Source organism: Micromonospora sp. KLBMP9576 (assembly GCF_050941805.1).
Lineage (GTDB): Bacteria > Actinomycetota > Actinomycetes > Mycobacteriales > Micromonosporaceae > Micromonospora.
The window spans coordinates 1,777,644-1,791,634 of record NZ_CP194567.1; the positions used below are offsets into that span (position 1 = coordinate 1,777,644).

Genomic DNA, 13,991 nt, shown 5'->3' on the forward strand with positions numbered 1-13,991 from the left:
CCGGCCCGGCTCGGTGGCGGCGGTGCGGCCACTCCGAGATCATGTGGCGATGACCGAACCGGTACGGCTGACCCGGTACGCCCGCGGGGGCGGCTGCGCGTGCAAGATCCCCCCGGGGGAGCTGGAGACCATGGTCGCCGGGTTGGGCCCGGCCACCGGCACCGCCGAGCTGCTCGTCGGGCTCGACCACGGCGACGACGCCGCCGTGGTCCGGCTCGACGAGCGCACCGGCCTGGTGGCCACCGCGGACTTCTTCACCCCGGTCGTCGACGATGCCTACGACTGGGGGCGCATCGCGGCGACCAACGCCCTCTCCGACGTGTACGCGATGGGCGGCACCCCCCTCGTCGCGCTCAACCTGCTCTGCTGGCCGCGCGACGTGCTGCCGCTCGAGCTGGCCCGGGAGGTGCTGCGTGGCGGGCAGGACGTGGCGCGCGAGGCCGGCTGTCATCTCGCCGGCGGGCACAGCGTGGACGACGAGGGCCCCAAGTACGGGCTGGCCGTCACGGGGGTGGTCCGGCCGCAGGAGCTGATCACCCTGGACGCGGGCCGGGCCGGCCTGCCGCTGTCGTTGACCAAGCCGCTCGGTGTCGGGGTGCTCAACACCCGGCACAAGAACACGGGCGAGAGCTTCCCCGAGGCGGTCGCCGCGATGACCACCCTCAACCGGGACGCGGCGCGGGCCGCGGTGGCCGCCGGGGTCCGCTGCGGCACCGACGTGACCGGCTTCGGTCTGCTCGGGCACGCGTCCAAGCTGGCCCGGGCGAGCGGGTTGACGGTGGCTATCGACGCGGCCCGGGTGCCCTACCTGGCCGGTGCGCGCGCGGCGGTGCGCGACGGGCACGTCAGCGGCGGTAGCCGGCGCAACCTGGAGTGGGTGACCCCGTGGACCGACTTCGGCGCGACCGGCGAGGACGAGCGGCTGCTGCTGGCCGACGCGCAGACCTCGGGCGGCCTGCTGGTCGCCGGTGAGCTGCCGGGCGCCACAGTGATCGGCGAGCTGCTGCCACCCGGCGCGCACCGGGTGATCGTGCGCTGAGGGCGGCGGCCCGGGTCACCGCCCGGGCCGCCCCGGCGGCCCCACCTGGTCACAGCCGCCACAGCGGCACCCGGCGGGGGCCACGGGCCGGCGTGTGGCGCCCGGGGCGGGCCACCGTAGCCGATAAACTGTCATCTTTCCGCTACACCGAGCAGCGGTGCTCGGGAAATTTTGCCCGGAATGGTCACAGACCGGTAACTTGCCCCCGGCTGAGGTCATATGCCCCCCACCATCGTCATTAAGGCCCGATCCGGAGGCCGGTGGGACGAGCACAGCGAGGAGGCGGCATGACCGAGCTGTGGAACTGGAGAATCGATCGGGCGCGGCCGGTGGAGGTCTACCCGGCACTGGCCGAGGCGCTCGGCCGGGTGGTGATGCCCCTGGCGGCGGCGGACCCCGCCCGGCTGCCGACGTACGCGGTGATCTGCGACGTCTGGCAGGCGCCGGGGGAGTTCGCCACGATCGTCGACTGTTACGGGGTGCCCGAGCGGCTCCCGGAGCATGCCAGCATCGCCGCCCTGGCGCGGCTGCTGCGGCGCGACTGCCTGTTGCGCGACGACACCCTCGACGCCGGGCGGCACCTGCTCGCCGCGCCCGACGGCACCATCCGGCCGGTGCACTTCGACGTCCGGGAGACCGACGACGGCGAACTGCTGGCCAACCAGCGCCTCTGCACCGAGGCCGATCCACGTTGCCGTGGCTGGTCGCAGTGCCACCGCTCACGCTGGGCCCCCGACTCGGTGCTCCCGGCACTGGCCGCGGCCTGACCCCCGGCCCGCCGGAGGTCAGTCCGCCGGCCGGGCGGCGTGGCCGCCGCGTACCTCCAGCTGCTCCAGCAGGGTGGCGGTGGCGGCGGCGACCGTGGCGACCGCCGCGTCGAAGGCCGCGGCGTTGTGGGCCGCCGGCTTGCGGAAACCCGAGATCTTGCGGACGTACTGCAACGCCGCGGCGTCGACGTCGGCCGTGGTCACCTCGGCGACGTACGGCTCACGCAGGGTCTTGATGCTCCGGCACATGGCTCCTCCTCGTTCGGGTCCGTCGGTGGCGGCGGATACGCTGTCCGGGTCATGACTACCGCAGCGGCGAGCGGCCCACGCACCTATCAGGTGCGCACCTACGGCTGCCAGATGAACGTGCACGACTCCGAGCGCATCTCCGGCCTGCTGGAGCGGGCGGGCTACGTGCGCGCCGCCGAAGCCGACGACAACCCGGACGTGATGGTGTTCAACACCTGCGCGGTCCGGGAAAACGCCGACAACCGGCTCTACGGCAACCTCGGTCACCTGCGCCCCGTCAAGGCCAGGCACCCGGGGATGCAGATCGCCGTGGGCGGCTGCCTGGCCCAGAAGGACCGGGGCGACATCGTCCGCCGGGCGCCCTGGGTCGACGTGGTGTTCGGCACGCACAACATCGGGTCGCTGCCGGTGCTGCTGGAGCGGGCCCGGCACAACGCGGCGGCCGAGGTGGAGATCCTCGAATCCCTCGACGTCTTCCCCTCGACGCTGCCCACCCGGCGCGAGTCCACGTACGCCGGCTGGGTGTCGATCTCCGTCGGCTGCAACAACACCTGCACGTTCTGCATCGTGCCCTCTCTGCGGGGCAAGGAGAAGGACCGCCGCCCCGGCGACATCCTCTCCGAGGTGCGCGCGCTCGTCGACGAGGGTGTGCTGGAGGTGACCCTGCTCGGGCAGAACGTCAACTCCTACGGCGTCGAGTTCGGTGACCGGCTCGCCTTCGGCAAGCTGCTGCGCGCGTGCGGCGACATCGAGGGGCTGGAGCGGGTCCGGTTCACCAGCCCGCACCCGAAGGACTTCACCGACGACGTGATCGCCGCGATGGCCGAGACTCCCAATGTCTGCCACTCGCTGCACATGCCGCTGCAGTCCGGCTCCGACGACGTGCTGCGGGCCATGCGCCGCTCCTACCGTGCCGAGCGCTACCTGGGCATCATCGACAAGGTCCGGGCGGCCATGCCGGACGCGGCGATCACCACCGACATCATCGTCGGCTTCCCCGGCGAGACCGAGGCCGACTTCGAACGCACCCTCGACGTGGCCCGCGAGGCCCGCTTCTCCTCCGCGTTCACCTTCCAATACTCGAAGCGGCCCGGCACGCCCGCCGCCACGATGGACGGTCAGCTCCCGAAGCAGGTCGTGCAGGAGCGCTACGAGCGGCTGATCGCCTGCGTGGAGGAGACGAGCTGGGCGGAGAACCGCAAGCTCGTGGGGGAGACCGTCGAGGTGCTGGTCGCCGTCGGCGAGGGGCGCAAGGACGAGCGCACCGGCCGGATGTCCGGCCGCGCCCGCGACGGCCGCCTGGTCCACTTCGCCACCGGCGCGGGCGGCCGGCCCGGCGACGCCGGCCCACCGGCCGGGCACATCCGCCCCGGCGACATCGTGCACACCGCCATCACGTACGCGGCCCCGCACCACCTCAACGCCGACGGGGAGCCCCTGTCGCACCGGCGCACCCGGGCCGGCGACGCGGCCGAGGCGGGGCGTGTCCCGCGTACGCCGGGGGTGCTGCTCGGCCTGCCCACGATCGGGGCACCGGCCGCGCCGCCCGCGCCGACGACCGGCTGCGCCGCGCACTGACACGCCGACGGCCGGTGCCCGCACGCGCGGGCACCGGCCGTCGGGGCGTCCGTTCGGTCAGCCGGCCTGCTCGGCGAGCTGGAGGAACTGCCGCTTCGAGGCCAGCGCCTGCTCGGCCTCCTTGACCCGGCGCGCGTCCCCGGCCGCCTGGGCCCGGGCCAACCGCTCCTCGGCCTCGGCGACCTGCGTACGCATCTGGGCGAGCAGGGGGTTGTCGTCCTTGGTGGTCCGCCGCCACGCGGAGTCCATCACCTCGCGGACCTTCTCGTCGATCGTGCGCAGCCGGCGGTCCAGCCCGGCCGCCGCCTCGCGGGGCACCCGCCCGGCCTCGTGCCACTGCGCCTGGATCTCCCGCAGCTTGGCCTGCGCGCCCTTCGGGTCGCCGTCGATGTCCAGCGCCTCGGCCTCGGCCAGCAGCGCCTGCTTGCGCTCCAGGTTGCCGCGCTGCTCGTTGTCGCGGGCGGAGAAGACCTCGCTGCGGCGGGTGAAGAAGTCGTCCTGCGCGCCGCGGAAGCGTTCCCAGAGCTTCTGCTCGGCCTCCTTGGAGGCCCGCGGGGCGGCCTTCCACTGGTTCATCAGCTCCTTGAGCTGGTTGGCGGTCGCCGCCCAGTCGGTGGAGTCCTTGAGCTTCTCGGCCTCGGCGACCAGCTCTTCCTTGACCGTCTGCGCCTGCTTGCGCTGCGAGTCGAGGGAGGCGAAGTGGGCGCCGCGGCGGCGGGTGAAACCGTCCCGCGCAGCGGCGAACCGCTTCCACAGCTCACCGTCGGTCTTCTTGTCGACCCCGCGGATGCTCTTCCACTCGTCGAGGATCTCCTTGAGCCGGTCCCCGGCGGTCTTCCAGCCGGTCGACTCGGCGGCCAGCTTCTCCGCCTCCTCCACCAGGACCTGCTTACGCGCCAGCGCCTCGGCACGGGCGGCGTCCCGGGCGGCCTTGGCCTCGCCGGCCTTCACCTCGGCGACCGTGGCCAGCCGGTCGAGCCGCGCGGCCAGCGCGTCGATGTCGCCGACGACGTGCGCCTCGGCCAGCGAGGCACGGATCCGCCGGATCGTGGTCAACGAGTGGCCGGCGTCGGCGGCGCCCGAGTTGAGCCGGGCCTCCGTCAGGTTGACCTCGGTCACGAGGTCGTCGAAGCGGCGGGCGAAGTGGGCCAGGCCCTCCTCGGGTGCCCCCGCCTGCCAGGATCCGACCACCCGCTCACCGTCGGCCGTCTTGACGTACACGGTGCCGTCCGCGTCCACCCGTCCGAAGGCAGTCCAGTCGCTCATGTGCCCATCCTCGTTCCCCGGCGTCGGGGAGCGAGCCCCACGATCGCCGCCACGGCGCAGCAAAGTTTCCCCAGGCATTGTCACAGGTGCGCCCCCGTTGCCGTCGAGCGCCTATCGCCGACCGTGACCATACGGTGTCCTACCGGCTGCGGACAGCCTCGCCGGGGCGAGTGTCGGAATCCGGCGCACGCCGGACGAACCGGGTCGTCGGGGCCCGGTCGCCGGGCTGAGCGGGCGGCGGGAGCGGGTGCGCGGCACCGGGCACGGTGGTGCCGATACCGTTGCCTGGTGCCCCTGGTCGCCGCCGCCGTCTGCCCCCACCCGCCGCTCATCGTCCCCGAGCTGGCCGGTGCCGCCGCGCCGGAGCTGGATGAGCTGCGCGCCGCCTGTGACGCCGCCGTGGCGGGGCTGATCGCCGCCGGACCCGAGGTGATCTTCCTGGTCGGCGGCGGGCCGGAGACCGTCCGGTTCAACGCGGCCGAGCACGGCTCGCTGCGGCCGTACGGCCTCGACCGGCACGTGCGGTTGTGGAAGGTGAACTGCGCCGGGGGCGACCGGCTGCCGCTGAGCCTCACCGTCGGCGCGTGGCTGCTGCAACGCTCCCGCACCGCGCTGCCCCGGCTGGCCCGGTCCGTCGCGGCCGACGCGGCCCCGGCGCACTGCGCCGAACTGGGGGCGGAGTTCGCGGCGGCGACCGAGCCGCGCGTCGCGCTGCTGGTGACGGGGGACGGGTCGGCCTGCCGGGGGCCCGCCTCGCCCGGCTACGACGACCCGCGCGCCGAGGCGTACGACGAGGGGGTCGCCCGGGCCCTGGCCGACGCGGACACCGGGGCCCTGCTCGACCTGGACCCGGTCCTGTCGGCGCAGCTCAAGGCGGCCGGCCGGGCGCCCTGGCAGGTGCTGGCCGGCGCGGTGCGCGCGGCGGGCGGCGACTGGCGCGGCGAGCTGCGCCACCACTCGGCGCCCTACGGCGTCGCCTACTTCGTCTCGTCCTGGACGCCGGCGTGACGGGCCGCCCGCCGGCCGGGACGGTGGTGGCCGTTCTCGGGCCGACGGCGGCCGGCAAGTCGGCGCTGAGCATCGCCCTCGCGCACATCCTCGACGGCGAGGTGGTGAACGCCGACTCGATGCAGCTCTACCGGGGGCTGGACGTCGGCACCGCGAAGCTGACCCCCGCCGAGCGCGAGGGGGTGCCGCACCACCTGCTGGACATCTGGGACGTCACCGAGCCGGCGAGCGTCGCGCAATATCAGCGGTTGGCCCGCGCGGCGGTCGACGACGTTCTGGCCCGGGGCCGCGTGCCGCTGCTGGTCGGCGGCTCGGGGCTCTACGTGCGGGCGGTGCTGGAGCGTTTCGAGTTCCCCGGCACGGACGCGGTGGTGCGCGGGCGGCTGGAACGGGAACTGGCCGAGGCCGGCCCCGCACCCCTGTACGCCCGGCTGCGTGACGCCGACCCGGCCGCGGCTGCGGGGATCCTGCCCGGCAACGGCCGGCGGATCGTGCGCGCCCTGGAGGTCATCGAGCTGACGGGGGCGCCGTTCACCGCCTCGCTGCCGGAGCCGACCCCGTACTACCCCAGCGTGCAGCTCGGCGTGGACCTGGACACCGCGCTGCTCGACGAGCGGATCGCCCTGCGGGTGGACCGGATGTGGGCCGCCGGCCTGGTGGCCGAGACGCGGGACCTCGTGGGGCGCGGCCTGCCCGAGGGTCGTACGGCCAGCCGTGCGCTCGGCTACCAGCAGGTGCTGCGTTTCCTCGCCGGCGAGCTGACGGAGGCCGAGGCGCACGACGAGACCGTCCGCGCCACCCGGCGTTTCGTCCGCCGGCAGCGGTCCTGGTTCCGTCGCGATCCGCGGATCCACTGGCTGGACTCGGCGACGCCGGAGCTGATCCAGGCCGCCCTGCGCCGGCTCGCCGAGGCTGCGCGATGATGGGGGCGTGCAGTTCATCAAGGGTCACGGCACCGGCAACGACTTCGTCATCCTCCCCGATCCGGACGGCCGGCTCGACCTGACACCCGGGCTGGTCGCGGCTCTCTGCGACCGGCGACGCGGGCTCGGCGGCGACGGCGTGCTGCGGGTGGTCCGGGCGGCGGGACACCCGGAGGGCGCCGGCCTGGCCGGCGAGGCCGAGTGGTTCATGGACTACTGGAACGCCGACGGTTCGTTCGCGGAGATGTGCGGCAACGGCGCCCGGGTCTTCGTCCGCTACCTGGTGGCATCCGGGCTGGCCGAGCCGGCGGACGGGGCGTTGCCGGTGGCCACCCGGGCCGGCGTCGTGCGCGCGCTGGTCACGGCCGACGACATCGCCGTCGAGATGCGCCGCCCCCGGCTGTACGACGCGGGCACCGCCACCCTCGGCGCGCTGACCCTGCCGGGCACGGCGGTGGACGTGGGCAATCCGCACCTGGTCTGTGCGCTGCCGGCGGGGTTGGCGCTGACCGCGCTGGACCTGACCCGGGCCCCCGACGTCGACCCGGCGCTCTTCCCGGCGGGAGTGAACGTGGAGTTCACCGCCCCGGGCGAACCGGTCGACGGCACCGACGGGCACGTGCTGATGCGGGTCTACGAGCGCGGCTCCGCCGAGACGCTGTCCTGCGGCACGGGCGCCTGCGCGGTGGCGGCGGTGGCGCTGCGCGACGCGGGCCGGGACACCGGCGTGCTGGCGGTGGACGTGCCCGGCGGGCGCCTGTCGGTCACGTTGACCGAGGATTCCTGCTGGCTGGCCGGCCCGGCGGTGCTCGTCGCGACGGGCACCCTGGACCCCGCCACCCTCACCTGACCCCACCCGCCGCTGGGTTGATCATGAAGTTATCGCCCCCGGAAATCGCTCTCCCTGGCAATAACTTCATGATCGACCCGCGCTTCGGGTCAGGGGTGGGCGCTGGCCTCCGCGGCGATCTCCGGGAGGTCGGCCGGGCCCGGGTCGGCCGCCGGGGCGGGGGCCGGGTTCTGGGCGGCGGCGCGGACCGCCGCGGCGACGGCCGGGGCGACCCGGGAGTCGAAGACGCTGGGCACGATGACCGTCGGGTTGATCTTGTCCTCGCCGACCACGTCCGCGATGGCCCGGGCCGCCGCGAGCGCCATCTCCTCGGTGAACTCCTCGGCGTGGGCGTCCAGCATGCCCCGGAACACGCCCGGGAAGGCGAGCACGTTGTTGATCTGGTTGGGCTGGTCGGAGCGGCCGGTGGCGACCACGGCGGCGTGCTTGCGCGCCTCCCGCGGGTCGACCTCCGGGTCGGGGTTGGCCAGCGCGAAGACGATCGAGTCCTTGGCCATCGCGGCGACGTCGTCGCCGGAGAGCAGGTTCGGCGCGCTCACGCCGATGAAGACGTCCGCGCCGCGCAGCGCCCCGGGCAGGTCGCCGGAGTAGTTGTCCTTGTTGGTGTGCTCGGCCAGCCACTGCCAGGCCGGGTTGAGCCCGGTCATCCCGCGGTGCAGGGCGCCCTCGCGGTCGTACGCGACGATGTCGCCGACGCCCTGGCGCAGCAGCAGCTTCATGATCGCGGTGCCGGCCGCGCCCGCGCCGGAGACGACGATCCGCACGTCCCTGAGCTGCTTGCCGACGACGCGCAGCGCGTTGGTCAGGGCGGCCAGCACACAGATCGCGGTGCCGTGCTGGTCGTCGTGGAAGACCGGGATGTCCAGCGCCTCGCGCAGCCGCGCCTCGATCTCGAAGCAGCGCGGCGCCGCGATGTCCTCCAGGTTGATCCCGCCGTACGCCGGGGCGATCGCCTTGACGATCTGCACGATCTCGTCGGTGTCCTGGGTGTCGAGCACCACGGGCCAGGCGTCCACGCCGCCGAAGCGCTTGAACAGCGCCGCCTTGCCCTCCATCACCGGCAGCGACGCCGCCGGCCCGAGGTTGCCCAGACCCAGCACGGCGGAGCCGTCGCTGACCACGGCCACGGTGTTGCGCTTGATGGTCAGCCGGCGGGCGTCGGCCGGGTTCTCCGCGATCGCCATGCAGACCCGTGCCACCCCGGGGGTGTACGCCCGCGACAGCTCGTCCCGGTTGCGCAGCGCCACCTTCGAACTGACCTCGATCTTCCCGCCGAGGTGCAGCAGGAAGGTGCGGTCGGAGACCTTGCGCACGTCCACGCCGTCCAGCGCGGTCAGCGCGTCAACCACCTGGTCGGCGTGGCTGGCGTCGGCGGTGTCGCAGGTCAGGTCGACGAGCACGTGCGTGGGGTCGGAGTCCACCACGTCGAGCGCGGTGACGATCGCCCCGGCCTCCCCCACGGAGGTGGTCAACCGGCCGATCGACGACGCGTCCGCCGGTACGGCGATCCGTATCGTGATCGAGAATCCGGCACTGGGCAGGCGGGTGATGGCCACGGGGTCCCTCCGTCGACGCTGAACGGCTCGCCCCGCATTTCTACTCGCCCCTGCCTGCACCGGCGGCATCCGCCCCCACTTTTGTGGCGTGTTCCCGTGGGCATATAGCGGGTGCGTTCCGCGTTGGCACATGTCAGGATTGCTCGGTACGTGACAGAACGGACAGGAGACCGGCTTGCACAACCAGGAGACCCTACTTCCCTACGAGGACGACGAGCTCGACGACGCCACCGGCACCGGTGGGCTCGAGTTGTCGGAGCGGCAGGCGCTGCGGCGGGTCCCCGGCCTCTCCACCGAGCTCACGGACGTCACCGAGGTCGAATACCGCCAACTGCGCCTGGAGCGCGTCGTCCTCGTCGGCGTCTGGACCGAGGGCACGCAGGACGACGCCGAGAACTCGCTCACCGAGCTGGCCGCGCTGGCGGAGACCGCCGGCTCGCAGGTGCTCGACGGGCTGATCCAGCGGCGCAGCCGCCCCGACCCGGCCACCTACATCGGCCGGGGCAAGGTCGACGACCTCGGCGCGGTGGTGCTCTCCAGCGGCGCCGACACGGTGATCTGCGACGGCGAGCTGTCGCCGTCGCAGCTACGCAACCTGGAGCAGCGCACCAAGGTCAAGGTGGTCGACCGCACCGCGCTGATCCTCGACATCTTCGCCCAGCACGCCAAGAGCAAGGAGGGCAAGGCGCAGGTCGAGCTGGCCCAGCTCGAATACCTGCTGCCGCGCCTGCGCGGTTGGGGCGAGAGCCTGTCGCGGCAGACCGGTGGTAGCGGTCGCGGCGGCGGCGCCGGCGGCGGCGTGGGTCTGCGCGGTCCCGGTGAGACCAAGCTGGAGACCGACCGGCGCCGGATCCGCCACCGCATCTCGCGGTTGCGCCGGGAGATCAAGGCCATGCGGACGGTACGCCAGACCAAGCGCGCCCGACGCTCCCGCAACGCCGTGCCAGCGGTGGCCATCGCCGGCTACACGAACGCCGGCAAGTCGAGCCTGCTCAACCGGATGACCGGTGCGGGCGTGCTGGTCGAGAACGCGCTATTCGCCACCCTCGACCCGACCACCCGCAAGGCCACCACGGCCGACGGGCGGCTCTACACCCTCTCGGACACGGTCGGGTTCGTCCGGCACCTGCCGCACCAGATCGTCGAGGCGTTCCGCTCGACGCTGGAGGAGGTGGCCGAGGCCGACCTGGTGGTGCACGTCGTCGACGGCACCCACCCGGATCCGGAGGAGCAGGTCCGGGCGGTGCACGAGGTGCTCGCCGAGGTGGGCGCGGACCGGCTGCCCGAGCTGCTGGTGGTCAACAAGACCGACGCCGCCGACGAGGAGACCCTGCTGCGGCTCAAGCGGCTCTGGCCGGAGGCGGTCTTCGTCTCCGCGCACACGGGTCGCGGGCTCGACGGGCTGCGCGAGTCGGTCGAGGAGCGGTTGCCCCGCCCGGCGGTGGAGATCCGCGCGGTGCTGCCGTACGACCGGGGCGACCTGGTGGCCCGGGTGCACCGCCAGGGCGAGGTGCTGAGCACCTCCCACCTGCCGGAGGGCACCCTGGTGCACGTCCGGGTCGGCGAGGCGCTCGCCGCCGAGTTGGCGCCGTTCCGATCGGACGAGGGCCAGTCGGTCGCGGGCACGCGATGACGGCCTCCCTGCGTCACTCGGCGGAAACGTCCGGCATGCGACACTGATTCAATGCGCCGCCCTGTTTCTTCGGTCACGGTCGCCCTCGGCTTGCTGGGGGCGACCGTGGCGTCTATCGGAGTCGCCCTGGCGGCGCCCGCCTCGGCCTCGTCCCCGCTCGCGGCCGCCCCGGGCAAGAAGCGGTGCACGGTCGCCGACGAACGACTGCGGGAGCTGTCGGGCCTGGTCGCCACGAGGAGCGGCTACGTCGTGATCAACGACGGCACCGAGACGGAGAACCGCAAGCGGGTCTTCTTCCTCGACGCCAAGTGCGGCATCGCGAAGGAGCCGGTGCGCTATTCGGGGCAGGGGCCGTTCGACACGGAGGATCTGGCGCTCTCCCCGGACGGGGCGACGCTCTGGATCGCCGACACCGGCGACAACGTCACCAGCCGCCAGCGTCGCGAGCGGGTGGCGTTGTGGAGCATGCCGGTCGGCGGGGCCAAGCGACCCGTGCTGCACCGGCTCTCCTACCCCGAGGGCAAGCCGCACGACGCCGAGGCGCTGCTGATCGGTGACGACGGCACCCCTCTGATCATCACCAAGGTGATGTCCGGCAAGGCCCAGATCTTCACGCCCGGCGAGAAGCTCAGGAGCGGGGACACCCCGGCCGTGCCGATGAAGAAGGTCGGCGAGATCAGCCTGCCGAAGACCGACACGGAGAATCTCCTCGGCGCCCCTGGCCGGGTGGCGATCACCGGTGCGGCGCGGTCCCCGGACGGCTCCCGGGTGGTGCTGCGCACCTACGCCGACGCCTTCGAGTACGACGTGACCGGCGGCGACGTCGTGGGGGCCCTGACCGGCGGGAAGCCCCGGGTGACGGCGCTCGCCGACCCGTTCGGGGAGGCGATCGCCTACACCCCCGACGGCAAGACCTTCCTCACCGTCTCCGACGGGGGCCAGCTCGAGCAGGACACCCCCATCGACATCCTCGCCTACACGCCCTCCACGGAGGGCGCGAAGCCGGTGGCCGGTGCGGACGACGCGCCGAAGAAGGCCGAGCAGTCCTGGATCGACAACCTCACCCTGAGCGACATCACGTACCTGATCGTGGCCGTGGGGGTGGTGGGCGCGCTGATGGTGGCGGCAGGCGTCTTCGGCATCATGCGGTCCCGCCGCCGGCCCGCACCCTCCCGCGGCAAGGGCGATGCCGATGGCGACGACGTGCTCGCCGACGACCGGCGTGGGCCGGCGGGCAACGCCGTCGCGCCGCCGGGCGACCGGGGCCGGGGCGCTGTCTACGGCGGTGCGCCCGCCGCCGGGGTGTACGGCGGCCAGGGCGGTGGACGGGGCGCCCCCGCGCCGCCCGGCGCGGGCTCCCCGGGTGCCGCCCGCCCGGCCGGCGGCGGTGTCTACGGCGGTGCCCGCCCGCCCGGCGGTGGCGGTGGCGGTGGCGGTGGCGGTGTCTACGGTGGCGCCCGTCCGCCCGCTGGTGGCCCGCCCCCCGTCGGCGCTCCGCCGCCCGCCGGTGCCCGGCCGCCCGCTGGCGGTGGTCGCCAGGGCGGGGGCGGGCGTCAGGGTGGCGGTGGCGGTGGCCGCCAGGGCGGTGGCGGTGGACGTCAGGGTGGCGGTCGCCCCGGCGGCGGCTTCTACGGCGGTGAGGGGCAGCCGGGCGGCGACGTCTACGGCGGTGGCCGGGCGGAGCCGCCGCGGCGGGGCGGCGAACCGGACCCTCGGGGTCAGCGGCCGGTCCGGCGGCGCGACGACGGCCCCGGCCACGGTCCCGAGGACGGCCGTGGCCGCGGCCACGTGCCCGGTGGCGGTCGGGGCTACCGGGGCGACCGCTACTGATCCCCGCCTGCCGGCGTCGCGCCGGGCCGGCGCTCCACGCCGGTCGGATGCGCGACCGGCCGGACGCCCGTCCGATGCGCGACGGGCCGGACGGCCGCCAGCGGCGGCCACCCGGCGTCGTGGTGGATCAGATGCGGCGTAGCACCGCGACGACGCGGCCCATGATTGTGGCGTCGTCGCCGGGGATCGGGTCGAATGCCGGGTTCTGCGGCATGAGCCAGACGTGCCCGTCGCGGCGGCGGTAGGTCTTCACCGTCGCCTCGCCGTCGAGCATGGCGGCGACGATGTCACCGGCCTCGGCGGTCGGCTGCTGCCGCACCACGACCCAGTCGCCGTCGCAGATGGCCGCGTCGAGCATCGAGTCGCCCTTGACCTGGAGCATGAAGACCTCGCCCTCGCCCACCAGCTCGCGGGGGAGGGGGAAGATGTCCTCCACGGACTGCTCGGCCAGGATCGGACCGCCGGCCGCGATCCTGCCCAGCATCGGCACGTAGGCGGGGGTGGGCCGCTGCGAGCGGGCCAGTTCGTCGTCGACGTCGGCGGGCGCCCGGACGTCGACGGCGCGCGGCCGGTTGGGGTCGCGGCGCAGAAAGCCCTTCTTCTCCAGCTCCTTGAGCTGGTAGGCGACGCTGGACGGCGACACCAGACCGACGGCCTCGCCGATCTCGCGCACGCTCGGCGGATAGCCGTGCCGCTCCACCCAGGCGCGGATGAACTCCAGGATCCGCCGCTGCCGGGCGGTGAGATCCACCGTCGCGGGGTCGGGGAAGGTGCTGACCACCGGGGTGACCGGGCGCACGGTGGGCTGCCCGGTCCGGCTGCGCGCGGCGCCCCGGCGTCGGGTGGCCGGCGGGCCCGCCTCGGTGATCTGCTGCGGGCTCTTCGGCCGGCTGGCCCGATCCTCGGTCACGTCCGTCCTCCCTGGTCGGCGCTGGGTGCCTTGGCGGCTCGTGGTGCGTGCGGTGGTGCGAGGTGACCGGCGGACGGAAGATTCCGTCCCGGTTGTTCAAGACCGTATAGGTGAGATCGGTCCTTTTCAAACATCTGTACGACCTGGCTCGGCGTGTCGGGGCGAAAACGGGCCCGTCCGGGCTCGCGTTCTGCTAAATGGTACGTCGGATCGAACTGGTGTTCGACTTGCCCGGGCCGTCCGAACGGTTTTGGCCGAGCGCGACCCGGTAACCCGCGAGGGCGTCGGGCGGTTGGTCCTGCGGTGGGATCGGCGCGGAAATTCCGTGACGCGCCGGACACGCCGCCAACTTGACCTCCGATCCGCAGCGGCCTACGGTCAA

General features: G+C 73.9%; 12 protein-coding genes. 8 read left to right on the forward strand and 4 right to left on the reverse strand.

The annotated features are described in order from the left end of the window. The first annotated feature begins 49 nt into the window (after positions 1 to 49). Both selD and ACQ452_RS08005 read left to right on the forward strand, forming a co-directional pair. Positions 50 to 1,039: a selenide, water dikinase SelD gene (selD, locus tag ACQ452_RS08000; protein WP_433391660.1), complete on the forward strand. Its 990-nt coding sequence runs from the start codon at positions 50 to 52 to the stop codon at positions 1,037 to 1,039. Between the two features lie 287 nt (positions 1,040 to 1,326). Beyond that, positions 1,327 to 1,806: a hypothetical protein gene (locus ACQ452_RS08005; protein WP_433391663.1), complete on the forward strand. Its 480-nt coding sequence runs from the start codon at positions 1,327 to 1,329 to the stop codon at positions 1,804 to 1,806. 18 nt (positions 1,807 to 1,824) lie between these two features. Here ACQ452_RS08005 and ACQ452_RS08010 read toward each other — a convergent pair whose 3' ends face one another. Next, positions 1,825 to 2,055 carry a DUF2277 family protein gene (locus ACQ452_RS08010; protein WP_433391666.1) on the reverse strand — a complete coding sequence of 77 codons (231 nt, stop codon included), beginning with the start codon at positions 2,053 to 2,055 and terminating at the stop codon, positions 1,825 to 1,827. A gap of 51 nt (positions 2,056 to 2,106) precedes the next feature. Between ACQ452_RS08010 and miaB the strand changes: the two genes are divergently transcribed. Next, a complete protein-coding gene (miaB, locus tag ACQ452_RS08015) occupies positions 2,107 to 3,633 on the forward strand; it encodes a tRNA (N6-isopentenyl adenosine(37)-C2)-methylthiotransferase MiaB (RefSeq protein WP_433391668.1) in 1,527 nt (508 codons plus the stop codon). Between the two features lie 57 nt (positions 3,634 to 3,690). On the opposite strand, the gene ACQ452_RS08020 is transcribed toward miaB, so the two are convergent. After that, entirely contained in the window at positions 3,691 to 4,899 is a 1,209-nt protein-coding gene (locus tag ACQ452_RS08020) for a DUF349 domain-containing protein (RefSeq protein WP_433391670.1), read from the reverse strand. Between the two features lie 288 nt (positions 4,900 to 5,187). Here ACQ452_RS08020 and ACQ452_RS08025 point away from each other — a divergent pair, with 288 nt between their 5' ends. The 3 genes from ACQ452_RS08025 to dapF are packed head-to-tail and all read left to right on the forward strand — an operon-like array spanning position 5,188 to position 7,680. After that, positions 5,188 to 5,907, forward strand: coding sequence for a class III extradiol dioxygenase subunit B-like domain-containing protein (locus ACQ452_RS08025; protein WP_433391673.1), 720 nt, complete (start codon positions 5,188 to 5,190; stop codon positions 5,905 to 5,907). Further along, on the forward strand, positions 5,790 to 6,830 hold the full coding sequence (gene miaA / locus ACQ452_RS08030; protein WP_433394037.1) for a tRNA (adenosine(37)-N6)-dimethylallyltransferase MiaA: 1,041 nt from the start codon (positions 5,790 to 5,792) through the stop codon (positions 6,828 to 6,830). Before ACQ452_RS08025 ends, miaA begins: the two co-directional genes overlap by 118 nt. A gap of 7 nt (positions 6,831 to 6,837) precedes the next feature. Then, on the forward strand, positions 6,838 to 7,680 hold the full coding sequence (gene dapF / locus ACQ452_RS08035; RefSeq protein WP_433391675.1) for a diaminopimelate epimerase: 843 nt from the start codon (positions 6,838 to 6,840) through the stop codon (positions 7,678 to 7,680). Positions 7,681 to 7,769: 89 nt separating this feature from the next. Here dapF and ACQ452_RS08040 read toward each other — a convergent pair whose 3' ends face one another. Next, positions 7,770 to 9,236, reverse strand: coding sequence for an NAD-dependent malic enzyme (locus ACQ452_RS08040; RefSeq protein ID WP_433391677.1), 1,467 nt, complete (start codon positions 9,234 to 9,236; stop codon positions 7,770 to 7,772). A gap of 175 nt (positions 9,237 to 9,411) precedes the next feature. Between ACQ452_RS08040 and hflX the strand changes: the two genes are divergently transcribed. Both hflX and ACQ452_RS08050 read left to right on the forward strand, forming a co-directional pair. Beyond that, positions 9,412 to 10,869: a GTPase HflX gene (gene hflX / locus ACQ452_RS08045; protein WP_433391680.1), complete on the forward strand. Its 1,458-nt coding sequence runs from the start codon at positions 9,412 to 9,414 to the stop codon at positions 10,867 to 10,869. 51 nt (positions 10,870 to 10,920) lie between these two features. Beyond that, complete coding sequence (locus tag ACQ452_RS08050; RefSeq protein ID WP_433391683.1) at positions 10,921 to 12,699, forward strand: hypothetical protein; 1,779 nt, start codon at positions 10,921 to 10,923, stop codon at positions 12,697 to 12,699. A gap of 127 nt (positions 12,700 to 12,826) precedes the next feature. Here ACQ452_RS08050 and lexA read toward each other — a convergent pair whose 3' ends face one another. Beyond that, entirely contained in the window at positions 12,827 to 13,609 is a 783-nt protein-coding gene (lexA, locus tag ACQ452_RS08055) for a transcriptional repressor LexA (RefSeq protein ID WP_433391685.1), read from the reverse strand. Positions 13,610 to 13,991: the final 382 nt, after the last annotated feature.